We start from the raw sequence: 23,790 nt of genomic DNA, 5'->3' as shown, positions 1-23,790 counted from the left end.
CTCGCCGCCGGCGGTGACCGTCATCTTCCTACGGACCGGCGGTCCGCCGCGGAGCCGTCCACGGGCGGGATCGCGGCCAGGACCTCGGCGGTGTGCTCGCCGAGCCGCGGCGGAGCCGAGCGGTACGCGGGCGGGGTGGCCCCGAACCGGACCGGGTGCGCGACCTGGCCGGGACCGGCGGCCTCCTCGGGGACGCGGGCGCCGAGCCCGAGCCGGTCGGCGAGCGCGAACGCGCCCGCCAGGTCGTTGATGGGGCCGCACGGCACGCCGGCCGCGGTCAGCTCCGCGAACCAGGCGTCGGCGGTGCGGGTCGCCAGCGGTCCGGCGAGCGCCGCCGCCAGCTCCTCGCGGTGGGCGACGCGGGCCGTGTTGGTGGCGAACCGCTCGTCGCCGGCCAGGCCGGGCCGGCCGATCCGCTCGCACAGCGCCCGGAACTGCCGGTCGTTGCCGACCGCGAGGACCAGCGGCCGGTCGCTCGCCTCGAAGACCTCGTACGGCGTGATGCTCGGGTGCCGGTTGCCCATGGCGCGCGGCACGACGCCGGCGCCGAGGTGCGCGGCGGCCTGGTTGGTGAGGGCGGACAGCAGTGAGCCGAGCAGCGAGACCTCCACGCGCTGGCCCTCGCCGGTGCGTTCGCGGTGGCGCAGGGCGGCCAGCACGCCGAGGCCGGCGTGGAGTCCGGTGATGACGTCGACGAGCGCGACCCCCGCCTTCGTGCCCTGCCCGCCCGGCTCGCCGGTGACGCTCATCAGGCCGCCCATGGCCTGCACCAGCAGGTCGTAGCCGGGCAGCGCGGCGCCGCCGTCGGTGCCGAAGCCGGTGACCGAGCAGTAGACGAGGCCGGGGTTGGTGCGGCGTACGTCCTCGTAGCCGAGGCCCAGCTTCTCCATGGTCCCGGGGCGGAAGTTCTCCACCAGGACGTCCGCCCGGTCGACGATCGCCCGCGCCGCGGCGAGGCCGTCCGGGTCGGTGAGGTCGAGCGCGACGGACCGCTTGTTGCGGTTGACGCCCAGGAAGTACGTGGCCTGCCCGTCCGCGAACGGCGGCCCCCACGCACGGGTGTCGTCCCCGCCGTCCGGCCGCTCGATCTTGATCACGTCGGCGCCGAGGTCGGCCAGCAGCATCGTCATGTACGGGCCGGCGAGGACCCGGCCGAAGTCGGCGACGACGACGCCGGAGAGGGCGCCGGCGGCGGCGTCCGGGGGCGCGGGCGACGGAGCGCCCGAGAGGGGGTCGGCGGCGGGCTGCGGGTGGTCCGTGGGCATGGCCGTGCTCCCTCGGTGGTGGGCATCGGACGGGGGATCAGGAGCGGGCGAGACCCGCTGATCCCCTCGGGACCGTAGGGGCCGGGAACCGGATTTTCAATACTGGATCCAAAATCCAATCTGCCGCTACGCTCGGCTCGCCACGCCGAGCACGACCCTCGTCACAGCCGCCAGGAGGCCGCCCGTGAAGTCCTCGCCGTCCAGCCCCGTCCACCCCCTCGCCCTCCTCGCCGTCGACGGCCTGCTCAGCGACGAGGAGCGGGAGATCCGCGCCACCGTCCGCGCCGTCGCCGACCGCGAACTGCGCCCGCACGTCGCCGGCTGGTTCGAGGAGGGGCGGATCCCCGCCCGCGAACTCGCCCGCACCCTCGGCGACCTGGGCGTGCTCGGCATGCACCTGGACGGGTACGGCTGCGCCGGCACCAGCGCGGTCGCGTACGGCCTGGCCTGCATGGAGCTGGAGGCCGTCGACTCCGGTCTGCGCTCCCTGGTGTCCGTGCAGGGCTCGCTCGCGATGTACGCGATCTGGAAGCACGGCTCCGAGGAGCAGAAGCAGCGGTGGCTGCCGAAGATGGCGGCCGGCGAGTACATCGGCTGCTTCGGCCTCACCGAGCCCGACGCCGGCTCCGACCCCGGCGCGATGCGGACCCACGCCAAGCGGGACGGCGACGACTGGATCCTCAACGGCACCAAGATGTGGATCACCAACGGCTCCGTCGCCGACGTCGCCGTGGTCTGGGCCCGCACCGAGGACGGCGTCCGCGGCTTCCTCGTCCCGGCCGGCACCCCCGGCTTCAGTGCCCCCGAGATCACCATGAAGCTGTCGCTGCGGGCCAGCGTCACCGCCGAACTGGTGCTGGACGACGTCCGGCTCCCCGCCGACGCGATGCTGCCCGGCGCCCGCGGCCTCTCCGGCCCGCTCGGCTGCCTCAACGAAGCCCGCTTCGGCATCGTCTTCGGCGCCCTCGGCGCCGCCCGCGACTGCCTGGAGACCGCGATCTCGTACGCGAAGGACCGGACCGTCTTCGCCCGCTCCCTCGCCTCCTACCAGCTCACCCAGCAGAAGCTCGCGGACATGTCCGTCGAGCTCGGCAAGGGCATGCTGCTCGCCCTCCACCTCGGCCGGCTCAAGGACGCCGGCGAGATCACGCCCGAGCAGATCAGCGTGGGCAAGCTCAACAACGTCCGCGAGGCCATCGCCATCGCCCGCGAGTGCCGGACGATCCTCGGCGCCAACGGCATCACGCTCGAGTACCCGGTGCTCCGGCACGCCAACAACCTGGAGTCCGTCCTCACCTACGAGGGCACCAGCGAGGTCCACGCGCTCGTCATCGGCAAGGCGCTCACCGGCGAGCAGGCGTTCCGCTGACCCGCGGCCGGTGTCCGCCGGGGCAGCCCGGCGGACACCGGCCCGGCCTCTCAGCCCGCGGTCACGCGCGCGAGGAACGCGTCCAGGTTCTCCGTGAGACGGAACACCCGCTCCTCCAGGGACAGCGTCTCCTCGTGGCGCAGCCCGCGCAGCTTCGGCACCCGCTTGCCGCGCACGTAGAGGGAGCACGCCAGGTCGGCGCAGACGTACAGGCCGACCGTGTTGCCGTCCCGGCCGCGCGCGCCGGCCAGCGGCGCGGCCAGCAGCGTCACGCCCGAGGACGCGTGCCCGGTCATGCAGATCCGGCAGATGCTGGTCTTCACGGCACTGGTCCGGCCCGCCGCCGGCACCCGCAGGGTCACCCCCAGCGGGCCGTCCTCCCGGCGCACCACCAGATGGGCCCGCAGCGGCGCCCCCGGATCCACCCAGCCCAGGAAGTCCAGGTCCTCCCAGGGCGTCTCGGCGAAGTCCAGCGGCAGCTTCAGCCGCGCGGCATCCCCTCGCGTCGCGTTCACGAACGACGAGCGGATCTCTTTCTCAGTCAACGGTTCCACTCGTTGGACCGTACACGCATGTCCGGGGGCGGGGCATCCGGATTTCCGCCCCCCGCCCACCGCCTCGACGGCGCCTCCGGTCAGGCCACCCACTCCGGCAGCGCCGGATCCGTGAACCGGCCCGGCGCCCCCTCCAGGGCCGCCGCGAGCCGTTCCGCGGCCGGCTCGTACCGCTCCTCCGGCAGCGTGTACGGGATCCGCAGCCGGTGCTCGTGCGTCCCCGGATCCACTCCGAACCGGGCCCCGCCCTCCACCCGCACCCCGTGCCGCAGCGCCCGCGCCGACAGCTGCGTCGCCACCGGCCGCCCGAGGTCGATCCAGAGGCACATCCCGCCCGGCGGCACCGTCCACCGCCACTCCGGCAGGTGCCGGGCCAGCGCGAGGCCCAGGGCCTCGCGGTTCCGCCGCAGCTGCGCCACGCGCGCGTGCACGACCGCGTCCAGGCGCCGCATCAGCGCCACCGCCACCAGCTGGTCCAGCACCGAACCCGCCAGGTCGGCCGTGACCCGGGTCCGGGTCAGCTCGGTGACCACCCGCGCCGACGCCCGCACCCAGCCCACCCGCAGCCCGCCCCAGCAGCTCTTGCTCAGCGAGCCCACCGACACGATCTGCTCGCCGCCGCCCGTCCCGGCCGCCGCCGCGAACGGCGCCGGCGCCGGCACGTCCAGCGCCATGTCGGTGAGCGTCTCGTCCACCACCAGCCACGTCCCCGTCGCCCGCGCCGACCGCGCCAGCTCCCGCGCCTGCTCGCGCGGCATCAGCCGCCCGGTCGGGTTGTGGAAGTCCGGGATGAGGTACGCCAGCCGGGGCGCCGTCTGCCGCAGCGCCGCGTCCACCAGCCCCGTGTCCCAGCCCTGGTCGGTGACCGGCACCGGCGTCACCCGCATCCCCCGGCCCCGCATCGAGTCCAGCGCGTTGGTGTACGACGGGTTCTCCGCCAGCACCCGGTCACCCGGCCGCCCGAACTGCGCGAGGACCAGCGACAGCGCCTGCTGCGCGCCGGTCGTCACCAGGATCTGCTCGGGCCGGGTCGGCAGGCCGCGGGAGGTGTACCGCTCCGCCACCGCGGCCCGCAGCTCCGGCAGGCCGTACGGGTGGTAGCCCGGCGCGGTCGCGAACCGCGGCAGCTCGGCCGACGCCTCCGCCAGCGCCCGCGCGAGTTCGTCGCCTGGCGCGTGCGGCGCGGCCAGGGCCAGGTCGATCACCTCGTCCGCCGGATCCTGGTACGGCCCCAGGGACGCCGGCGCCTGCCCGTCCGGAAGCGCCGTCCAGGTGCCCGAGCCGCGCCGGCTGTGCGCGTACCCGCTGTCGCGCAGCAGGTCGTACGCCCCCGTCACCGTCGTCCGGCTCACCGCCAGGACCTGCGCCAGCTCCCGCTCCGCGGGCAGCCGGAGCCGCAGCGCCACCCGCCCGTCCAGCAGCGCCTCCCGCACCGCCCGCGCCAGCTCCCGGTAGCCGAACCGGCCCTCCGGCGGCGGAGTGAGCAGCGAGGCGAGCTGCCGGCCCGACAAGGTCCGGTCCGCGGTGTGGACCACACGGCCTTGCGTCATGCCAATCACTCCTCATTGGCTCTGCTGTCCAGGCCAATAAGGCTACAGACTCTCCGTCAGTGGCCCGGCGGTTTCGCCGGAACCGGCACCGCGCGAGCCACCTTCACGACGGCACCACCGAGAAGGGACCGACCATGACCCCACACTTCGGCGACCGCGACGAGCGCCTGTGGCAGCGCCGGGCGGAGGAGTCCGCCCGGCCGCTCCCGGTGGGCGCCTGGCTGCGCACCCTGCGCGCCACGCTCCGGATCCACCGGCCCGCCTCCCGTACGCCCGAGGAGGCCACGTGACCGGGACGACCGTCCCCGGGGAGCGGGGGTCTCAGGCCACCGGGTGACGGCCGGGCCCGGGGGCCGGCGGCGACGCCGGGCCGGAGGACGAACTGGCCGACGCCGACCGCCCGTCGGTGCCGTCCGTGCCGCCCGTGCCGTCGGCCGGGGTGGTGGTGTCCGTCGCGGCGGACGGCGTCTCCGTGTCCGGCGGCGGGTCCGAGGGCGAGTCGGTCGGCTCGTCCGACGGGGTGTCGGAAGGCGGGTCGGACGGCGGGTCGGACGGGGAGTCCGGCGGCGGGTCGGACGGGGACGTGGTGTCCGTCGACGGGCTCGGGGTCGTCGCCGTGCCCGACGGCGAGAGCGACGTCGGGCACGGCGACGGCGTCACCCCGCCGCTCGGCGCCGGCGTCTCGCCCTCGGGCACCGTCACGCACGGCACCGGCGAGGTTCGCGTGACCGACGGCGAGGGGGAGGTGGGCGTCGGCGTCGGCCGGGGCGGCGGCGGGGTCGGCTTGTCGTGCCGCCCGGTGTCGCCGTGCTTCCGCGCGAACCAGGCGCCGTCCTCGGGGTCGTACACCACGAACACGTTCACCACCGTCACCGCCGGCGCCACCACCACGACCTGGGACGACCGGTAGCCGGGCCACGGGGTGCCCGTGGTGCGCGGCTGCTTCTGCGCCACCGGCTCCGTCAGCGGATTGCCGCAGGCGCACCGCACCCGGGGCACGCCCCGGCCGTCGACGAGGACCGCGGTCCCCGCCTGGAGGACCGCCTGGTACGCGGTGGCGGAGCCGTTTTGGAAGCCGTGGTTGGTGACCCGGGTGTCCACCCGGAGCTGGAGCGGCGTCAGGGAGCGGAGGTAGCCGGGCACCGCGCCGACCTCCAGGCCGAGGACCTCGGCGAAGGCGGCGTTCTTGGCGGGCTCGGCGGCGAGGTAGCGGACCTGCCGTTCGACGTCGCAGCTCGCCGACGCGCGCGTGCCGCCGTACAGGCCCGGCGTGGAGCCCGACACCCGCGGCGTCGCGGTCTCGGCGGTGCCGGTCCGCGGCGGCAGCGTCGCCGCGCCCGACGCGCTGTCCTCGCGGGCGGTGGAGGCGGTGAAGGGATCGGGCCCGGAGGCGGACGTGTTCTGGAGGAAGACCTCGCCGCTGCCGCCCGACCCGGCCGTGTCGCCCTTGTCGTCCGACCGGCCGACGAGGACCACCGTCAGCGCGGCGGCCGCGACGACCAGGGCGGTGAGCGAGGCGACCTTCGGCACCGACCGCCACCACGGCGTCCCGCGGCCCCTCCCGCCGCCGTGACTGCTCCCGGAGCCCCCGCCCGCACTCCCGCCCCCGCCCGCCCCGCCTCCGCCGCCCCCGCCGCCGGAGCCGTCGTGCGGCGGCCCGGGCGGGGCCGGCGGGCCGGAGGCTCCGGGACGGGTGGCCGCGCCGGACAGCGGTCCCGAGGGCGGGCCCGTGGGCGGGCCGGCGGGCGGGACCGACGGAGGGCCGGACGGCGGCGGCGGTGGTGGGGAAGTCACGTGCGTGTCCCTTTCTTCCGTTCGGCGCCATTCTGGGCGCCGGGCGCACACCCCGCACCCGCACGCGGGCTCAGTCGGTCCGGGCGTGCTCCACCGTGCAGGCCGTGGTGTGCGCCGGGCACCAGTGGGTGCGACCGCCGACGAGCCGGAGCTGGAGGTCCGCGCCGGCCATCCCGGCGCGGTCCAGGGCGGCGCGGAGCGCCCCGGGAGCCGGCTGCGGCGGCAGCCCGAGGACGTCGATCAGGACGACGCCGTTCCGGGCGTCGACGGAGGCGATCTGCCAGGCGCCGGCCGCGGCCCAGCGCTCGGCGACCGGCCCGGCGTCGGCGGCCAGGGCGCGGTCCCGGGCCACGGCGATCGTGCCGGTGGTGAGCGGGACGGCCACCAGCAGCACCACGGCCGCCACGGCCGCCAGCGTCCGGCCGTGGAACTCCCCGACCGCCAGCCCCGCCGCGCGGGCCGCGTCGCGCACGCGGTACCCGAGGAACACCAGGGTGCCGGTCGCCACGATCGCCGCCACGTTGGTCGCGAAGAGGAGCGCGGACTCCCCGGCGTCGTGGTAGCGGTGCACCGCGATCAGCAGCCCCGTGACTGCCAGCGGCGGCACCAGGGAGATGGCGATGGCCACCCCCGGCAGCGCGTCCGAGATGTCGGTGCGGACCAGGGCGAACGCGCCGACGGTCCCCGTCGCCAGGGCCGCGAACAGGTCGATCAGCCGCGGGCTGATCCGCGACGCCACCTGGCTGTTGTTCGCGAACGCGTCCGGCGGCGACACGATCCAGCCCAGCAGCATCCCGACGCACACCACCGCCACCGCGCCGCCCAGCACCAGCAGCGCGCTGCGCACCACGTGCGGGCGGTCCGCGAGGACCAGGGCCAGGGCGGTGCCGAGGATCGGGGTCATCAGCGGCGCCACGATCATCGCGCCGATGACGGTGGCGGTGGAGTCGCCGACCACGCCGGCGCCCGCGATGACCGAGGCCAGCAGCAACAGCACCCAGAACCGGGAGGAGCTGGGGCTGCGCCAGTCCCGCGCGATGAAGAGCGAGTCGGCCATCCGCCGGGCCGCCGCCGCGTCGACTTTCCCCAAGGTGACGGCCTTTCACGCGCCCGACGATGTCCGTTTCCGGAAGTATCGGGTGATTCGGGGTGCGATGCGAGTCGACGGCCAGGAGGAAGGAGCCCCGGAACCGGACGGCACGTCAGCCCCGGCCCGCAAGCCGGGCCCCCTTCCGCCGTACGGCCCCCGGGCCTGTCCGGCCCCCTTCCGCCGTAACGCCCCCGGCAGCCTGTAATGGCCCAGTAACGGCCCCTTCCTAGGGTGCGGCCATCCCCGTACCTCCCCCCCGGAAGGGTGCCCCCATGTCCCTGTCTCGACCGCCGAGGCGCAGACGCGCCCTGTGGGCGTCGGCCCTGCTGTGCGCCGCCGCCCTGCTGACCGGTCCGACCCCCGCGCTCGCCGGGCCGGCGCGGCCCGGAGCACCGGCCGCCGACGTCGACGCCGCGCTCACCGAAGCCGTCCGGGACGGCCGCGACGCCTCCTTCTTCGTCGTCCTGGAGAACCGGGCCGACCTGGCCGCCGCCCGCAGGCAGACCGCGCACGCGAAGGCCGCCACCGCCGCGTACACCGCCCTCAAGGAGCACGCGCGGAACAGCCAGCGGTCCCTCGGCGCCTTCCTCGACAAGCGGCGGATCGGGCACCGGGACTTCTGGATCGCCAACACCGTCCAGGTCACCGGCGACGCGAACCTCGTGGCCGAACTGGCCCGGCGCGACGACGTCGAGGGGCTCGTCCTGGCACGCACGTACCGCCTCGACGACATCGCGTCGGCGGGCGGCGCGGCGAGCCCCACCCGCACCGCCTCCTCGGCGAGCGGCGACGCCACCCCCGAGTGGGGCGTCCGCGCCGTCAAGGCCGACCAGGTCTGGGCCGAGTACGAGAACCGCGGCGAGGGCATCGTCATCGCCAACGTCGACTCGGGCGTCCAGTACGACCACCCCGACCTCGTCGCCGGCTACCGCGGCAACAACGGCGACGGCACCTTCACCCACGACCACAACTTCTACGACCCGTCCGGCACCTGCCCCACCAGCACCACCCCGTGCGACAACAACGGCCACGGCACCCACACCATGGGCACCATGGCCGGCCGCAACGGCGTCGGCGTCGCCCCGGGTGCCACCTGGATCGCCGCCAAGGGCTGCGAGTCGTCCGCGTGCTCGGACGCGAACCTGCTCGCCGCCGGCCAGTGGATCCTCGCGCCGACCGACCGCGACGGGCGGAACCCGCGCCCCGACCTCGCCCCGCACATCGTCAACAACTCCTGGTCCGGCGGCCGGACGACCTTCTACCAGGACATCGTCGAGGCGTGGAACGCCGCCGGCATCTTCGAGGCGTTCGCGGCCGGCAACGACGGCGACGGCACCACCTGCTCCACCGCTGCCGCCCCCGGCGCGCAGGCCCCCGCCTACGGCGTCGGCGCCTACGACGCCGCCGGCCGGATCGCCTCGTTCTCCGGCTTCGGCCCCTCGCCGGTCGACGGCTCCGCCAAGCCGAACATCGCCGCCCCCGGCGTCGACGTCACCTCCACCTGGCCCGGCTCGCGCTACAAGTCCAGCTCCGGCACCTCGATGGCCACCCCGCACGTCGCCGGCGCCGTCGCGCTCCTGTGGTCCTCCGCGCCCTCGCTGACCGGCGACATCGCCGCCACCCGCCGCCTCCTGGACGAGACCGCCGCCGACGTCGACGACACCCGCTGCGGCGGCACCCCCGCCCGCAACAACGTGTGGGGCGAGGGCCGGCTCGACGTCCTCGCCGCCGTCGCCAAGGCCCCGCACACCGCCGTCACCGTCACCGGCACGGTGACCGACCGGGCCACCGGCGCGCCCCTCCAGGGCATCACCCTCACCGCCACGCACGCCACCACCGGCGAACGCACCGTCCGCACCGGCCCCGACGGCCGCTACCGCCTCGCGTTCGCCCCCGGCACGTACGACTTCGCCTTCACCGGCTACGGCTACGCGACCACCACCCTCCCCGGCGTCGCCCTCACCACCGGCGAGCCGCTGACCCAGGACGTCGCCCTCACCGCGCTGCCCGCCCACCCCGTCACCGGCACCGTCCTCGACGTCACCGGCAAGCCGCTCGCCGGCGCCGCCGTCCAGCTCCCCGGCACGCCCGTCGCCGGAACCACCTCCCGCGCCGACGGCACCTTCACCCTGCCGCCGGTCGCCGAGGGCAGCCACCCGCTGACCGTGACGCCCGCCGCGCCCGCCCTCTGCAACGGCACGTCCACCACCACCCTCGCCGTCGACGGCGCCGAGAACCGCACGGTCCGCCTCCCCGCCCGCTCCGACGCCTCCGGCACCACCTGCGCCCCGGCCCCGTACGCCTGGATCCCCGGCTCCGCCAGGGTCGCCCTCAGCGGCGACGAGGACGCCGAGACGATCGCGCTGCCGTTCCCGGTGCGGCTGTACGGCGTCCCTTACACCCGCGCCTCCGTCACCACCGACGGCCTGGTGAACTTCCTGGAGCCGCGCGTCGGCGACCACGCCAACACGGCCCTGCCCGACGCGGCCCGGCCCAACGGCATCGTCGCCCCGCTCTGGGACGACCTCACCCTCGACAAGAGGTCCGGCGTGCAGACCGCGACCACCGGCACCGCCGGCGCCCGCAGGTTCGCCGTCGTCTGGAACGACGTCCTGTTCGCCGACGGCAGCGGCGCCCGCACCACCTTCGAGGCCGTCTTCGACGAGGCCACCGGCGCCGTCACCTTCCAGTACCGGTCTGTCCCCGGCGGCGGCGCCTCCGCCACCGTCGGCATCGAGAACCAGGCCGGCACCGACGCCCTCCCGTACGCCCACGACCAGGCCGTCCTGACGGCCGGCACGGCGATCCGATTCACCCAGGAAGCGAAGTGACGCCCATGCGCACCCCCGCCACCCGGCGCGCCCTCGCGCTGGCCTCCGCCCTCGTCGCGGCGGGCCTCGCCCTGACCTCGGCGCCGCACGCCCTGGCCGCCGAGGAGCCCGGCGCCACCGCGCTCACCCTCAGCGCCGCACAGGCACGGACGCTCGCCGAGCGCGTGCACGTCGACGTGTACGGCGACGGCGACGCCGGCCCGGCCGCCGCGCCCACCCCCGCTCCCGTGCGGACGACGGAAGCCGAGACCGCCGAAGGGACCGCCGAGGGGACCGCCGAAGGGACCGCCGAGGGGACCGCCCCCGCGCCCGTCACCTTCACCCGGAAGGCCGTGCTGGAGGGCGTGCGCGGCGCCGCCGCCACCGTCCCGGCCGGCGCCGACGGCTCCTACTTCACCGTGCACAGCCTCGGCAACGTCCAGCTCCACCGCGCCGACGGCTCCACCGCCTGGGCCCGCGACAACGCGTCGCTGTACGCGGACTGGCAGGTCAAGCCCCTGCGGCCGTACCAGGCCGAGCCCTACCCCGCGCGGATCCTGATGGGCTACAACGCCGTCACCCCGTTCACGCCCAACTCCGACCAGGGCTTCGACACCGCCGACCTGACCGGCGACGGCACGCCGGACCTGGTCCTCTCGGCGAGCGTCGGCTCCACCCCGTACCGGCCCTTCACCTCGCCCGGCTCGCCCCTGCCCACCGGCACCTTCGTGACCGTCCTCGACGGCAGGACCGGCACCACCCTGTGGTCGAAGCTGTACGCGTACGCCGCCCTCGTCAAGGTCGTCGACGGCACCCTGCTGATCGCCGACGCGCCGCGCCTCAACCAGAACGCGCCGCGGACGCAGACGGCCACCCTCACCGGCATCCGCTTCGCGTACGCCGACGGCGCCCTCATCCCGGCCGGCACCTGGACGTACGACACCGGCACGACCGCCGTCGCCACCTGGGCCGCGCTGGAGCCCGCCGGCGGCGGCAAGGTCGCCGCCGCCTGGGACCTGCGCCGGACCGACGGCACCGCCGCCCGCGGACGCACCCTCCTCCTCGACACCGCCGACGGCTCCGTCAGCTGGCAGACGGACAGCGCCCTGTACGCCCGCCAGCTGCGCCTCGACGCCACGCGCGACCGGCTCGTCGCCGTCGAACAGGCCGACAACGGCGACGGGATGGCGTACGAACTCGCCGCCTACGCCCTCGCGGACGGCGCCCGCACCACCCTCGACACCCGCGTCAACGCCGTGCCCACCGCGCTGACCGTCGGCGACGCGGCCGGCGGCGGCGGAGCCGAGTACGTCGTCGCCGAGTCCACCTTCAGCCCCACCCTGTACGTCAACGCCGCCACGATCCGCGTCCTCGACGGCGCGGACGGCACGACCGCCCGGTGGACGCACACCACCAAGCGCGCCGCCGACAACCCGGGCGACGGCCCCAGCACCTGGAGCCTCGCCGTCCACGGCGGCTCCCTGCTCGCCGCCGCCCAGGACGACACCGGCCTCGGCACCGCCGCCAACCCCGGCGGCCAGCGGTACGGTTCGCTGACCGCGTTCGCCGGCAACGGCAGGGTCAAGTGGCGGCACACCGGCGTGGAGGCGTCGCCGCTGTACCAGCAGGCCTACACCGCCGGCGGCGAGGACCGGGTACGGGTCGTCGACCAGCAGCAGAACATCCGCGAGTTCAGCCTCGGCAACGGCCGGCAGAAGCACCTCACCCCCCTCCAGGGTGCCCTCAACCACGGCCGGGCCGCCGACCTGGACGGCGACGGCAGGCAGGACCTCGTGGCCGGCGGCACCTCCGACGGCGTCTGGGCCTACTCCGGCACCTCACTGGCCGGCGGCGCGCCGCGCGTGCTGTGGCGGGCCACCGTCCCCGGCGAGGTCCACGCCCTCGCCACCGGCGACGTGAACGGCGACGGCACGCCCGACGTCGCCGTCGCCGCCGACACCGCGACGGCCGTCCTCGACGGCAGGACCGGCGCGACCCTCGCGACCGTCGACGGCGGCGGGGCGTACGTCCGCTCGGTCACCGTCGCCGACCTGACCGGCGACGGCCGGGCCGAGATCCTCGTCCCCACCGACGCCCTGCGCGTCTACGACGGGCACGGCACGCTGCTCTGGGCGTACACCGCCCCGGCGGACGCCGGCGAGGTCGTCTTCTCCGACACCGTGGTCGCCGGGGGCCGGGTGCACACGCAGTACACCACCCTGGGCGCGCTGAACGCCCCCGACGCCGTCGCGAACGGCGTGGCCCTCGACGCCGCCACGGGAGCCGTCCGCTGGACCGCCGACCCGGTGGCCCCGGACCGCGCGGCCGACGGCAGGCTGCACGGCGCCGTCCTCGACCACGGCGTCTTCGCCTCGCCGGGCATCCCGTACGCGGACGGGAACGCCGTCGTCCACACCTGGATCGTCCGGGCCGACCCGACGGTCGCCGGGGACATCTCCACCGCCACCCCGAGGACCGTGACCGAGATCCGCGACGGACGCACCGGCGCGCTGCTGCACCAGTTCCTCGGCGGCAGCCCGTTCTCGCACGGGAACTACTTCACCGACGGCGACCGGGCACCGCTGTACCAGCTCAGCTTCGGCACCTTCAACGGCTTCGCCGCGGACGGCGTCCAGACCCGCAGCTCGGTCCTGGCGCCGCTGCGCACCGCGCAGTTCGTCACCGGCCCCGGAGGCCGCAAGCTGGTGGCCGGCGGCACCGAGGCAGGACTCGCCGCGTACGACCCGACGGCGCTGACGAACGGCGGGGTGTTCCAGTCGAGCATCGGCAGCGCGAGCGTCATGGGCGGGCGGGAGTACGTCGCCGCCGACCTGGACGGCGACGGCACCGACGAGATGGTCTCCCTGAACCACGACCACTTCGGCGTCAACCGCACGGCCGCACTCCTCGGCGGCGGCGTCCTGTCCCCGAACAGCGCCATCCACCAGCTGACGGTGTTCACCCTGTCCTGACCGCGCGTTGCCGGAGGCCGGTACGGAGGACGGCGCCAGACTGCCGGGGCCGTACCTGCCTCCCGCTCGCCGCCCGTGGCTGAATCGTGACGACCGGGGCGCACCGGACCGCCCGGGCACCGCACCGGAGGGGAGAGACGGATGGCGACCGGGACGACGGAACGGTGGGGGTCCGCACGGGGCCAGCGGTGGTGGGCGCTGCTGTGCGCGGCGCTCGGACTGCTGGCCCTGGCCGGGGCCGCGGGGTTCGGCGCGACACTCCCGGGCCTGATCGACGCCGAGCGCGCCTACCTCGGCGCCGAGCCGTGCCCGGCCGGGGAGCCGGCGCCGGCCGGGCAGGCGGACTGTCTGCGCACCGTGCGCGGCACGGTGGCGTCCGCCGGCGAGGTGCGCTCCGGGAAGACCGACGTGTTCCGGGTGGAGCTGCGCCCGCCGGTGCCGGTGCCGCTGGACCGTCCGCTGGACCTGCGCACGACGAGCGAACCGGCGCAGGTCCTCGGGCCGGGGGACGAGGTGGAGGTCACCGTGTGGCGGGACGTCCGGGTCTCCCTGCGGCACGCGGGGCTGAGCGCGGACGTCGACGCGCCGCCGGACGGCGAGGTGGGACCGGTGGGGGGACTGACCGCCGCCTGCGTCTGGATGGCCGCGGTCGCGTTCCTCGCCGCGCACGGCGGCGGACGGCGGTCCCGTGCCCTCGCGCGGAACCGGCCCGTCCGGCCGCGGATCGGATTCGGACCGGCGAAGACCGCCGGCGTCCTCGGCGTCCCGTTCCTCTTGGGCGTCGGCGTCGGGAAGCTCTGGGAGGGCTGGACGACCGTGCTGGTCACGGCCGGCGTCTCGGCGGCGGTCGCGGTCCAGGCCACGGTCGTCGCACTGCGCGCCGACCGCCCGCCGTCCCACCCGCCGGCCCCGTCGCGGGAGGAGCGGGGGCGGGTCAGCCGAGGGGGGTGGTGTCCCGGGCGGCGATGAACGACGGCCGCCGCACGGGCGCGGCGAACGGCAGCTCGGGCGCGTTCTCGACGCTGTTGAACACGAGGAACACGTTGCTGCGGGGGAAGGGGGTGATGTTGTCGCCGGAGCCGTGCAGGGCGTTGCAGTCGAACCAGACGGCGGAGCCGGCGTCACCGGTGAAGTGCTCGATCCCGCACGCCTCGGCGAAGGTGGTGAGCGCCTTCGGCGACGGGATGCCGGCGTCCTGCATGCGCAGCGACTTCTTGTAGTTGTCCTTCGGGGTGGCGCCGGCGCAGCCCAGGAAGGTGCGGTGCGAACCCGGCATGATCATGAGGCTGCCGTTGGTGGTGTAGTTCGGGGTGAGCGCGATCGACACCGACACGGCCCGCATCAGGGGCAGTCCGTCCTCGGCGTGCCAGGTCTCGAAGTCGGAGTGCCAGTAGAAGCCGCTGGCGCCGAAGCCGGGCTTGACGTTGATCCGGGACTGGTGGATGTAGACGTCGGAGCCGAGGATCTGCCGTGCCCGGTCCACGAGCCGGGGGTCGGCGGCGAGCCGGGCGAACACCTCGCTGATCCGGTGCACCTCGAAGACGGAGCGGATCTCCTGGGAGCGGGGCTCGACGATCGCCCGCTCGTCCTCGCGGAGCGCCGGATCGTTCACCAGCCGGTCCAGTTCGGCGCGGAGTTCGGTGACCTCGTCGGGGGTGACGAGGGCGTCGACGGCGAAGAAGCCGTTGCGCTCGTACTCCTCCAGCTCGCGCGGCCAGAACGGGCCGGGCGTCCCCGGTGCGGACCAGACGACGGGCTCCTTGCGGAAGACGAGGGCCTCCTCGGAGCCGCGGGTGGGGTACGGGTCGACGGGGCGGGCGGGAGCGGTGGTCATCGCGGTGCTGGCCTTTCTCGTACGGCGGGTGGGGAGGGGGAGAGAGGGGAGGGGTGGGCGGTCAGGCGTCGTCCGGTTCGGTGAGCAGCGGGTAGACGCCGTTCTCGTCGTGGTCCTCGCGGCCGGTGACCGGCGGGTTGAAGACGCACAGGCAGCGGAACTCCTCCTTGACCTTGAGCGTGTGCCGCTCGTGGCCGTCGAGGAGGTACATGGTCCCGGGCACGATCCGGTACGTCGTCCCGGTCTCGCGGTCGGTGAGTTCGGCCTCGCCCGCGGTGCAGACGACGGCCTCGACGTGGTTCGCGTACCACATGTCGGTCTCGGTCCCGGCGTACAGGACGGTCTCGTGGAGGGAGAAGCCGACGCGCTCGCGGGCGAGGACGATGCGCTTGCTCTCCCAGGTGCCGGAGGCGGAGCGCACGTGCCGGTCGGTGTTCTCCAGTTCGGCGAAGCTGCGGACGATCACGGGGTGGCCTTTCGGTGCGGGGGCGGTGCGGGGTCGGGCGGCGGCGGCGTCAGGCGGAGTGGCGGACGGCACGGGCGAGGATGCCGAGGCCCTCGTCCAGTTCGTCGTCGGTGACGGTCAGCGGCGGCAGCAGCTTGACGACCTCGTCCCCGGGGCCGGAGGTCTCCACCAGCAGCCCGAGGTCGAAGGCGCGCCGGCAGACGGCCCGGGCCCGCTCGCCGCTCTCGAACTCCAGGCCCCAGACGAGCCCGCGCCCGCGCGGCGCGGTCCCGGTGCCGAGCTCGGCCAGGGCGGCCTCGACGGTGGCGGCCCGCCGGAGGGTGCGGTCGCGGAGGGTGGAGTCCCGCCAGTAGGTGTCGAGGGCGGCGGTGGCGGTGACGAAGGCGGGGTTGTTGCCGCGGAAGGTGCCGTTGTGCTCGCCGGGCTCCCAGACGTCGAGTTCGTCGCGGAACAGGCAGAGGGACATGGGCAGTCCGTAGCCGCTGATCGACTTGGACAGGGTGACGATGTCCGGGGTGATGCCGGCCTTCTCGAAGGAGAAGAAGTCGCCGGTCCGGCCGCAGCCCATCTGGATGTCGTCGACGATGAGCAGCATCTCGCGGCGGCGGCACAGGTCGGCGAGGCCGCGCAGCCATTCGGCGCGGGCCGCGTTGACGCCGCCCTCGCCCTGGACCGTCTCCACGATGACGGCGGCCGGGTGGTCGAGGCCCGACCCGGTGTCCTCCAGCAGCCGTTCGAACCACAGGAAGTCCGGGACCCGGCCGCCGAGGTAGTGGTCGTACGGCATCTGCGCGGTGTGGCTCAGCGGCACGCCCGCTCCGGCGCGCTTGCCGGCGTTGCCGGTGAGGGCGAGGGAGCCGAGCGACATGCCGTGGAAGGCGTTGGTGAAGGAGACGACGGTCGTCCGGCCGGTGACCTTGCGGGCCAGTTTGAGGGCGGCCTCGACGGCGTTGGTGCCGGTCGGGCCCGGGAACATCACCTTGTAGGGGAGGGCGCGCGGGGCGAGCACGGTGGCGTGGAAGGTCTCCAGGAAGCGCCGTTTGGCCGTGGTCGACATGTCGAGGCCGTGGGTGATGCCGTCGCCGCCGAGGTAGTCGAGGAGCGGGCGCTTGAGGGCCGGGTTGTTGTGGCCGTAGTTGAGCGAGCCGGCGCCGGCGAAGAAGTCGAGGAAGGGGCGGCCGTGTTCGTCGAACAGGCGGCTGCCCGTGGCCCGTTCGAAGACGGTGGGCCAGGAGCGGCAGTAGCTGCGCACCTCCGACTCGACGGTCTCGAAGACGGTGGGCTCGGCAGTGGCGATGAGCGTCATGCGGGACTCCAGTACGGGGGAGTGGCCGGAAGGTGGGGGCAGGGGGCGGGGCGGTGGTGGGCTCAGAAGGCCAGCGGCGCGATGCGGTGCAGCACTTCGGCGTCGTGGCCGGGCGCGGGGAAGGCGGTGGACGGGAAGAGGACCGTCCGCCGCACGCGGGCGCCGTGCCGCCGGGCGTAGGCGCTGAAGAGGCGCTCGGACGCCAGGTTGCCGGGGGTGATGGTGGTCTCGACGGCGTCCAGCGGGCCGGTGCCGGCGACGTGCTCCGACAGGTGGTCGAGGAGCGCCCCGGCGATGCCGAGTCCCCGGTACGCGGGGTCGACGGCGACCTGCCAGACGAGCAGGGTGCCGGGCGCGTCGGGGCGGAGATAGCCGGTCACGAAGCCCAGCGCGCGTCCGTCCGCGTCCCGGGCGACGGCGGACGTCTCGGCGAAGTCGCGGCACCACAGGAGGTAGCTGTACGAGGAGTTGACGTCCAGGGTCCCGGACTCCCGGGCGAGGCGCCAGAGTTGGGCTCCGTCGCCGACGCGGGGCCGTCCCACGGTCCAGCCGCGGGCGGAGACCGGCGCTTCGTCCCGGACGTGTTCCGGTGCTGTGTGAGCTGGGGTCATGGGCGCCGAAGTTACCCAGCGCAGCGGCGAACTTCCTGGGCCCGAGGGGTTCCGGAAGGGTGGGTTCCGTGTTATGGCCCGGTGGTGCCGTACCGCCCAGTGGACGATCATCCCAGGAATCGCCGGGGTGCAGAGGCGGTGAAATCGGGACAGATCTCCGGTTTATAACGACGGCATAACACCTGCCGTCCGTGTCGCGGGGCCACCGGAGCGTTATCGGATCGCCGGTCGGAAGCCCGTTTGGCGCCGCCGGAACGGGTTAGGGATGCCTCCTATGAAGCCCCGTTCACCCAGCGTCACCGCCCCGGCGGCGGCCCCCCGCCGCCGTCCGTCCGGCCCCCATGCACAGGCGGAGCCGCCCGCCCCGGACTAGCGTGGACAGCGTGAGCAGCAGGCTCCCCCCCACCCCCACCGCCCGCCCGGAACCCGGCGGCGCACCCGCCCGGACCGGGCTCCGCGTCGCTGCCCAGGCCCTCGCGGCCGTCGCCGCCGGACTCGTCGCCATGGGCGCCACCGCCGCCCTCGGCCTCTGGGCCGCGGGCGCCGCCGACCTCCCCGGCGGCTTCGGCGCCGTCCTCGCCGCCGTCGTCGTCATGGCCGCCGGCGGCCAGGTCGAGATCACCGGCTCGGCCGGCGCCTTCGCCGGCACCCAGGGCGAACTGACCGCCATGCCGCTCACCGTCACCCTCGTCGGCGCGATCGTCACCGGAGCCGTCTTCCTCCGCCCGCTCCGCCACCACGCCGTCACCGGGGCCGGCGACCTCGCCGCGAGGGCGGCGGCCGTCGTCGTGCTGTGGCTCGCCGCGCTCACCGGCCTCTCCGCCGCCGCCCGCCACGACTTCCCCCTCACCCTCGGCACCGGCGACGCCCAGGACCCGCTCGCCGACCTCTTCGGCGAAGTCCTCGACGCCACCGACCCCACCGTCGGCTTCCGCACCCTCCTCGGTCCCACCCTCGGCCACGGCCTCCTCTGGATCCTCGGCGTCCTCCTGGCCGCCCTCCTCGTCTCCCGCCGCAGCGCCCTGCCCGCACGCCTGCTCCGCTACCAGGAGACCGTCCGGCCGGCCGCCTCCGCGATGCTCCTGCTGCTCCTCGCCTACGTCGCCGTGGCCCTCGTCATCGGCCTGGTCGTCGCCGCCACCAGGGGGCACCCCGCCGAAACCCTCGCCGTCGTCCTCCTCGGCCTGCCCAACGTCGCCTGGCTCGCCCTCGGCGTCGGCCTCGGCGGCTCCTGGCAGGGCACCGTCGACGGCCCCTTCGGCCTCCCCATGCCCCAGCTCCTCGACGCCGTGCTGCGCGGCGGCGACGGCACCGGCCTGTCCACGGTGGACCTGCCGGCGCTCGCCGCCGAGGACGGCCGCGCCTGGTGGCTGCTGCCCGTCGCCGCCGTCCTCGTCCTCGCCGCCGGCTTCACCGCCGCCGTACGCTCCCCGGCCCGGGTCCGGCCGCTGCGCCACGCCCTGCACCTCGGCGTCGCCCTCGGCCTCACCCTGCTCGCCGTCGTGCCGCTCACCCTCGTCGAGGCCCGCTTCGGCCTGTCGATCCTCGGCATCGGCGACCTCGCGGCCCTCGGCGGCGAGGTCGTGCTGCGGCCCGACGTGTGGCGCACGGCCGGCCTCGGCCTCCTGTGGGGACTCGTCGCCGGCTTCCTCGGCGGCCTCCTCGCCACCCGCACCCGCCACCACGGCGAAGTCCCGCCGGAGTCCGGGCCCGGGGTCAGGGAGCGGCGGGTCAGGGAGCGGCGTCCAGACGCCTGAACACCGGCCGCGCCCACCCGGGCGGTTCCGGCGGCGGACCCGGCGCGCGCCGCCCCGCCCCGGCCGCCGCCACCGGGCCGCCCTCCCCGCGCGCGAGCGCCGCCCGCAGCTCCGCGACGAACTCCAGGCACGTCCCGTACCGCTCCTCCGGCGTCTTCGCCAGCGCCCGCGCGAACACCGCGTCCGCCGCCTCCGGGAGGCCCGGCCGGTGCTCCGCCAGCGGCGGCGGAGGGTCGTACTGCTGGGCCCACAGCACCGCCCAGTCGGTGTCCCGGCGGAACGGCGGCACCCCGCACAGCGTCTCGAAGACCACGCACGCCAGGCTGTACACGTCGCACCGCCCGTCCACCGGCTTCCCCGAGATCTGCTCGGGCGCCACGTAGTCCAGCGTGCCCACGAACTCGCCCACCGTCGTGAACCCGGTCAGCGACAGCGACTTCTTCGTCAGCCCGAAGTCCGTGAGGTACACGTGCTCCGGATGCTCCCGGTCCGTGCCCTCCGCGACCAGGATGTTCCCCGGCTTCACGTCCCGGTGCACCAGCTCGTGCGCGTGCGCCGCGTCCAGCGCCGACGCCACCTGCGCCGCGATCCGGCCCGCCGTCGCCGGCGGCAGCGGCCCCTCCCGGGCCAGCAGCGCCACCAGGTCCTGCCCGGCCACGTACCGCATCGCGATGTACAGCACCCCCTCCGTCTCGCCCGCCTCGAAGACCGGCACGATGTGCGGGTGGTCGATCGACGCCGCCACCCGCGACTCGTGCGCGAACCGCCGCCGGAACGTGTCGTTGCGGGCCAGCTCCGGCGCGAGCAGCTTCAGCGCCACCGTCCGGTCGAGCCGCAGGTCCCGCGCCCGGTACACGACCGCCATCCCGCCGCGCCCGATCTCGGCCTCCACCCGGTAGCCGGCGATCTCCCGGCCGACCAGCCCCGACGGCCGCCCCGCCGGAAGCCCGGTGTCCCGCGCCGCGCCCGCCATCAGCCCTCACCGTCCGCCCCGGGCGGCCGGCGCACCACCTGCGTGGGCGGCGGCGGCCCGGCCGCCCCCGCCGGACCGGCCTGCGGCACCTGCGGCACCACCTGCGTCGGCTCGTACGCGACCGGCGCCGGTACGGGCTTCGCGGGTACGGGCTCCGCCGGCACGGGCTCCGCCGGTACGGGCTCCTCCCGTACGGGCTCCTCCCGTACGGGCTCCTCCCGTTCGGGTTCTCCCGGCACGGGCTTCGCCACCGCCGTCTCCGCCCCCGGCGGCCGGGCCGTGCGCGAGGGCGCCGACGACGCCGCGTACGTCGTCAGGCCCACCCCGTCGCCGTACACCCAGCGCTCGTGCTCGGCGTCGTACAGCCAGACCGACTCCCCGTCGACGACCATCCCGACCCGCAGCCCGCGCGTGCGCCGCCGGAACGTCTCGCCGTCCGCGCGGCCCGCCGCCAGCTCCTCCACCGCCCGCCGGTACCGGCCCAGCGCGTCCTCCGCGCGTGCGATCAGCGGGCGCGGATCGGCCGTCCGGGTGAGCGGCGAACCCGCCGCCGGAGGGTCGTCGGGGACGCCGACCAGCAGCCGCGCGTCCACCCACGCCTGCCAGCCGTTGGAGCACAGCACCCGCCCCCAGTCGCCCGTGCGCTCCACGAGCCGCACCGGCAGGAACGCGTCCAGCGGGACCGTCGGAAAGCCGGGATCGGGCGCCTGCCAGGCGGGCAGGCCGCCGCGCGGCACGACGTGCGTCGGCCGGAAGTCGGACACGAGGACGGCGTCGGATCCGGCATCCGCTCCGGGGTCGGGAACGCTCACGGCCCCACCTCCTGACGGCGCTCAGCGGCGCATGACGACGGGTTCGTGACGGCGCAGCAGCCGGGCCACGGCGAGCCCCAGCGCCACCGAGAGCACGACCAGCATGCCCAGGTCGAAGAGCCAGGCCGCCGCCGTGTGGTCCATCAGCGGATCGGCGGTCTTGTCGCTCGGCGCCACCGCCCCGATGTCGATGGTCGCGCCCATCGCCGCGAACGCCCACCGCGACGGCACCAGCCAGGCCAGCTGCTCCAGGACCGGGGTCCCCTGCACACTCAGCAGCGCTCCGCAGAACACCACCTGGACGATCGCGAGGAGGACGAGCAGCGGCATCGTCACCTCCTCCTTGCGGACCAGCGCGGACACCAGCAGGCCGAGCATCATCGCGGTGAAGGCCAGCAGGGCGACGGCGAGCGTGAGCTCGACCAGCGGGGGCAGCAGCACGCCCTTGCCGTCGGGCACGTTGAGCGGCACGCCGACCAGCGCGACCAGCGTCAGCACCACCGCCTGCACGACGGTCACCGTGCCGAGGACGACGACCTTGGAGGCGAGGTAGGCGGAGCGGGACAGGCCGACGGCTCTCTCCCGGCGGTAGATCGAGCGCTCCTTCACGAGCTCGCGGACGGCGTTGGCCGCGCCGGTGAGGACGCCGCCGACGCACAGGATCAGCAGCACGTTGAGGGTGGACTCGGGGCCCAGGCTGCCCTCGGAGAGGGCGCGGGCCATGGCGCCCATGACGAACGGCAGGGCGATCATGATGGCGAGGAAGGTCCGGTCGGCGGCGAGCGCGGCCGTGTAGCGGCGCACCAGGGTGCGCAACTGGCCGCCCCAGCTCTGCGGCTTCGGCGGCGGCGCGGACACCGCCGCTTGGGCCCCGGGGGCGGAACCGCCGGGCACGGGCGCGTACAAACGGACCGTCGCGTCCTCGATGTACCGCCGGTGGAAGCGGGAGCCCCGGTACTGGCCCGCCCAGTCCCGCTCCCGTTCGGTCTCGAACGCCTCGAACGCCTCCGGCCACTGGTCGAAACCGAAGAAGGACAGGGTGTCGCCGGGCGGCCCGTAGTAGGCGACCCGGCCGCCTGGGGCGAGCACGAGGAGCCGGTCGCAGACGTCCAGGCTGAGCACGCTGTGGGTCACGACGACGACCGTGCGGCCGTCGTCGGCGAGGCCGCGCAGCATGTGCATCACCGAGCGGTCCATGCCCGGGTCGAGGCCGGAGGTCGGCTCGTCGAGGAAGAGCAGCGACGGCTTCGTCAGCAGTTCGAGGGCGACGCTGACGCGTTTGCGCTGGCCGCCGGAGAGGCTGTGGATCGGCTGGTCGGCCCGTTCGGTGAGGCCCAGTTCGCCGATCACCTCGTCCACGCGCGCGTGCCGCTCGGCAGCCGCGGTGTCGCCGGGGAAGCGGAGTTCGGCGGCGTACGCGAGGGCCCGCCGGACGGTCAGCTGGAGGTGCAGGATGTCGTCCTGCGGGACGAGCCCGATGCGCTGGCGCAGTTCGGCGTAGTCGCGGTAGAGGTCGCGGCCGTCGTAGAGGACGGTGCCCCGGTCGGCGGGCCGCTGGCCGGTGAGGGCGCCGAGGAGGGTGGACTTGCCGGCGCCGGACGGGCCGACGACCGCGAGGAGGGTCTTCTCGCCGACCGGGAAGGAGACGCCGTCGAGCAGGGTCTTGCGGCCGTGGTCGACGGTGACGGCGAGTTCCTGCACGTCGAGGGAGATCTCGCCGGTGTCGGTGAACTCGACGAGTTGCCCGCCCGCCAGGACGAACGCGCTGCGGCCGATGCCGACGATGTCGTCGGCGGTGACCCGGACCGGCTCGGTGACGGGACGCCCGTCGATGAAGGTGCCGTTGTGACTGCCGAGGTCGTGGATCCAGTACGTGCCGTCGGACCGGGCGACGAGCTCCGCGTGGTGCCGGGAGACCACCAGGTCGGCGACGACGACGTCGTTGTCCGGCGCCCGCCCGATCCGCACGGTGTGCTCCGGCAGCGGCCGCACCGCCGTCGGCCGCCGGAAGGTCCCGGTGGCCCCGGGCCGCGCCACCCCCGAAGGCCGCGGCACCGGTTCCCGTACGGGCTCGTCCCGCACGCCCTCACCCCGCACGACCCCATCCCGTACGAGCTCCGCGTCGGCGGCGACCGGGGAGGAGCCGGGTGGGGCGCCGGCGTTCCGCTCGGCCGCGGGCGGTCGCCCGGGCGACTCGGGCGGCTCGTGCGAATCGCGCGGCTTCTGCGGTTCCGGTGGCGCGGGGCGCTCGCCGGGCGGCGCGGCGAGGACCGCGCGGGGCCCGTCCTGCGGGTGCCCGAAGCGGACCACCGTGCCCGGGCCGACGACCCGGGGGAGCCGCACCCGCACGCCGTCGGCGTAGGTGCCGTTGGTGCTGTCCTCGTCGGCGAGCGTCCACTGGCCGCCGGCGGCGCGGAGCACCGCGTGGTGCCAGGACGCCCGGGCGTCCGCGAGCACGATGTCGCTGGTGGGATCACGCCCGACGCGGTAGACGCGGCCCGGGTCCATCCGTGTCGGGACCCCGTCGACGAGCAGGACCAGGCCGGGTGCGGCGGGCGCGACCGGCCGCTCTCCCATGCGTGAAAGTCTATCCGCCGGGCCCCGCGCCCGCGCCTGGGGCGGAGGCC

18 protein-coding genes are annotated in these 23,790 nt (G+C 75.4%); 6 read left to right on the top strand and 12 right to left on the bottom strand.

Going from position 1 to position 23,790, the window contains the following annotated elements; translation table 11 throughout:
- Window positions 1-20 precede the first annotated feature (20 nt).
- Window positions 21-1,265 carry a CaiB/BaiF CoA transferase family protein gene (locus ACFVQZ_RS03775; RefSeq protein WP_383619383.1) on the bottom strand — a complete coding sequence of 415 codons (1,245 nt, stop codon included), beginning with the start codon at window positions 1,263-1,265 and terminating at the stop codon, window positions 21-23.
- Between the two features lie 184 nt (window positions 1,266-1,449).
- Between ACFVQZ_RS03775 and ACFVQZ_RS03770 the strand changes: the two genes are divergently transcribed.
- On the top strand, window positions 1,450-2,634 hold the full coding sequence (locus ACFVQZ_RS03770) for an acyl-CoA dehydrogenase family protein (protein WP_383619382.1): 1,185 nt from the start codon (window positions 1,450-1,452) through the stop codon (window positions 2,632-2,634).
- Between the two features lie 50 nt (window positions 2,635-2,684).
- Here ACFVQZ_RS03770 and ACFVQZ_RS03765 read toward each other — a convergent pair whose 3' ends face one another.
- Window positions 2,685-3,188 (bottom strand): FBP domain-containing protein, encoded by a 504-nt coding sequence (locus tag ACFVQZ_RS03765; RefSeq protein ID WP_030497861.1) that lies wholly within the window; start codon window positions 3,186-3,188, stop codon window positions 2,685-2,687.
- An 80-nt stretch (window positions 3,189-3,268) separates the two neighbouring features.
- Window positions 3,269-4,738, bottom strand: a complete 1,470-nt coding sequence (locus ACFVQZ_RS03760) for a PLP-dependent aminotransferase family protein (RefSeq protein WP_383619379.1) — start codon at window positions 4,736-4,738, stop codon at window positions 3,269-3,271.
- 134 nt (window positions 4,739-4,872) lie between these two features.
- On the opposite strand from ACFVQZ_RS03760, the gene ACFVQZ_RS03755 reads away from it, so the two are divergent.
- On the top strand, window positions 4,873-5,028 hold the full coding sequence (locus ACFVQZ_RS03755; protein WP_321193430.1) for a hypothetical protein: 156 nt from the start codon (window positions 4,873-4,875) through the stop codon (window positions 5,026-5,028).
- A 31-nt stretch (window positions 5,029-5,059) separates the two neighbouring features.
- Here the strand turns inward: ACFVQZ_RS03755 and ACFVQZ_RS03750 are convergent, their stop codons facing one another.
- Together ACFVQZ_RS03750 and ACFVQZ_RS03745 are read right to left on the bottom strand one after the other, a co-directional pair.
- The gene (locus ACFVQZ_RS03750) at window positions 5,060-6,532 is read right to left on the bottom strand and encodes a DUF6777 domain-containing protein (RefSeq protein ID WP_383619377.1); all 1,473 of its coding nucleotides are present in this window, start codon (window positions 6,530-6,532) and stop codon (window positions 5,060-5,062) included.
- Between the two features lie 70 nt (window positions 6,533-6,602).
- Window positions 6,603-7,622: a DUF389 domain-containing protein gene (locus tag ACFVQZ_RS03745; protein ID WP_383619375.1), complete on the bottom strand. Its 1,020-nt coding sequence runs from the start codon at window positions 7,620-7,622 to the stop codon at window positions 6,603-6,605.
- 272 nt (window positions 7,623-7,894) lie between these two features.
- On the opposite strand from ACFVQZ_RS03745, the gene ACFVQZ_RS03740 reads away from it, so the two are divergent.
- From ACFVQZ_RS03740 to ACFVQZ_RS03730, 3 genes are all read left to right on the top strand, one after another.
- The gene (locus ACFVQZ_RS03740; RefSeq protein WP_383619373.1) at window positions 7,895-10,453 is read left to right on the top strand and encodes a S8 family serine peptidase; all 2,559 of its coding nucleotides are present in this window, start codon (window positions 7,895-7,897) and stop codon (window positions 10,451-10,453) included.
- 5 nt (window positions 10,454-10,458) lie between these two features.
- The gene (locus ACFVQZ_RS03735) at window positions 10,459-13,404 is read left to right on the top strand and encodes an FG-GAP repeat domain-containing protein (protein ID WP_383619371.1); all 2,946 of its coding nucleotides are present in this window, start codon (window positions 10,459-10,461) and stop codon (window positions 13,402-13,404) included.
- A gap of 141 nt (window positions 13,405-13,545) precedes the next feature.
- Window positions 13,546-14,373, top strand: coding sequence for a hypothetical protein (locus ACFVQZ_RS03730; protein ID WP_383619369.1), 828 nt, complete (start codon window positions 13,546-13,548; stop codon window positions 14,371-14,373).
- Here ACFVQZ_RS03730 and thpD read toward each other — a convergent pair.
- From thpD to ectA, 4 genes are all read right to left on the bottom strand, one after another.
- The gene (thpD, locus tag ACFVQZ_RS03725) at window positions 14,339-15,238 is read right to left on the bottom strand and encodes an ectoine hydroxylase (protein WP_030497854.1); all 900 of its coding nucleotides are present in this window, start codon (window positions 15,236-15,238) and stop codon (window positions 14,339-14,341) included. The genes ACFVQZ_RS03730 and thpD overlap by 35 nt on opposite strands.
- 61 nt (window positions 15,239-15,299) lie before the next feature.
- Entirely contained in the window at window positions 15,300-15,704 is a 405-nt protein-coding gene (locus tag ACFVQZ_RS03720; protein ID WP_030498574.1) for an ectoine synthase, read from the bottom strand.
- Between the two features lie 49 nt (window positions 15,705-15,753).
- On the bottom strand, window positions 15,754-17,010 hold the full coding sequence (gene ectB / locus ACFVQZ_RS03715) for a diaminobutyrate--2-oxoglutarate transaminase (RefSeq protein WP_383619367.1): 1,257 nt from the start codon (window positions 17,008-17,010) through the stop codon (window positions 15,754-15,756).
- 62 nt (window positions 17,011-17,072) lie between these two features.
- Window positions 17,073-17,621, bottom strand: a complete 549-nt coding sequence (ectA, locus tag ACFVQZ_RS03710; RefSeq protein WP_081959722.1) for a diaminobutyrate acetyltransferase — start codon at window positions 17,619-17,621, stop codon at window positions 17,073-17,075.
- Between the two features lie 374 nt (window positions 17,622-17,995).
- On the opposite strand from ectA, the gene ACFVQZ_RS03705 reads away from it, so the two are divergent.
- Window positions 17,996-19,378 carry a streptophobe family protein gene (locus ACFVQZ_RS03705; protein WP_383619365.1) on the top strand — a complete coding sequence of 461 codons (1,383 nt, stop codon included), beginning with the start codon at window positions 17,996-17,998 and terminating at the stop codon, window positions 19,376-19,378.
- Here ACFVQZ_RS03705 and ACFVQZ_RS03700 read toward each other — a convergent pair.
- Genes ACFVQZ_RS03700 through ACFVQZ_RS03690 form a run of 3 tightly spaced genes read right to left on the bottom strand, consistent with a single transcriptional unit; the run spans window position 19,353 to window position 23,740 of the window.
- A complete protein-coding gene (locus tag ACFVQZ_RS03700; RefSeq protein ID WP_383619363.1) occupies window positions 19,353-20,351 on the bottom strand; it encodes a serine/threonine-protein kinase in 999 nt (332 codons plus the stop codon). The genes ACFVQZ_RS03705 and ACFVQZ_RS03700 overlap by 26 nt on opposite strands.
- Window positions 20,351-21,163 carry a hypothetical protein gene (locus ACFVQZ_RS03695; protein WP_383619361.1) on the bottom strand — a complete coding sequence of 271 codons (813 nt, stop codon included), beginning with the start codon at window positions 21,161-21,163 and terminating at the stop codon, window positions 20,351-20,353. The genes ACFVQZ_RS03700 and ACFVQZ_RS03695 overlap by 1 nt, the downstream gene beginning before the upstream one ends.
- Window positions 21,164-21,184: 21 nt before the next feature.
- The gene (locus tag ACFVQZ_RS03690) at window positions 21,185-23,740 is read right to left on the bottom strand and encodes an FHA domain-containing protein (protein ID WP_383619359.1); all 2,556 of its coding nucleotides are present in this window, start codon (window positions 23,738-23,740) and stop codon (window positions 21,185-21,187) included.
- Between the last annotated feature and the right edge of the window lie 50 nt (window positions 23,741-23,790).

Source organism: Streptomyces sp. NPDC057854, assembly GCF_042797055.1.
Classification (GTDB): domain Bacteria; phylum Actinomycetota; class Actinomycetes; order Streptomycetales; family Streptomycetaceae; genus Streptomyces.
Note: the sequence above shows the minus strand (reverse complement) of the source record. Positions and strands in the feature narration are given on the sequence as shown.

Coding starts and splice junctions, on each gene's coding strand:
- ACFVQZ_RS03775 (WP_383619383.1), bottom strand. CDS start 1,265: ATGCCCACGGACCACCCGCAGCCCGCCGCCGACCCCCTCTCGGGCGCT.
- ACFVQZ_RS03760 (WP_383619379.1), bottom strand. CDS start 4,738: ATGACGCAAGGCCGTGTGGTCCACACCGCGGACCGGACCTTGTCGGGC.
- ACFVQZ_RS03755 (WP_321193430.1), top strand. CDS start 4,873: ATGACCCCACACTTCGGCGACCGCGACGAGCGCCTGTGGCAGCGCCGG.
- ACFVQZ_RS03740 (WP_383619373.1), top strand. CDS start 7,895: ATGTCCCTGTCTCGACCGCCGAGGCGCAGACGCGCCCTGTGGGCGTCG.
- ACFVQZ_RS03735 (WP_383619371.1), top strand. CDS start 10,459: ATGCGCACCCCCGCCACCCGGCGCGCCCTCGCGCTGGCCTCCGCCCTC.
- ACFVQZ_RS03730 (WP_383619369.1), top strand. CDS start 13,546: ATGGCGACCGGGACGACGGAACGGTGGGGGTCCGCACGGGGCCAGCGG.
- thpD (WP_030497854.1), bottom strand. CDS start 15,238: ATGACCACCGCTCCCGCCCGCCCCGTCGACCCGTACCCCACCCGCGGC.
- ectB (WP_383619367.1), bottom strand. CDS start 17,010: ATGACGCTCATCGCCACTGCCGAGCCCACCGTCTTCGAGACCGTCGAG.
- ectA (WP_081959722.1), bottom strand. CDS start 17,621: ATGACCCCAGCTCACACAGCACCGGAACACGTCCGGGACGAAGCGCCG.
- ACFVQZ_RS03700 (WP_383619363.1), bottom strand. CDS start 20,351: ATGGCGGGCGCGGCGCGGGACACCGGGCTTCCGGCGGGGCGGCCGTCG.
- ACFVQZ_RS03690 (WP_383619359.1), bottom strand. CDS start 23,740: ATGGGAGAGCGGCCGGTCGCGCCCGCCGCACCCGGCCTGGTCCTGCTC.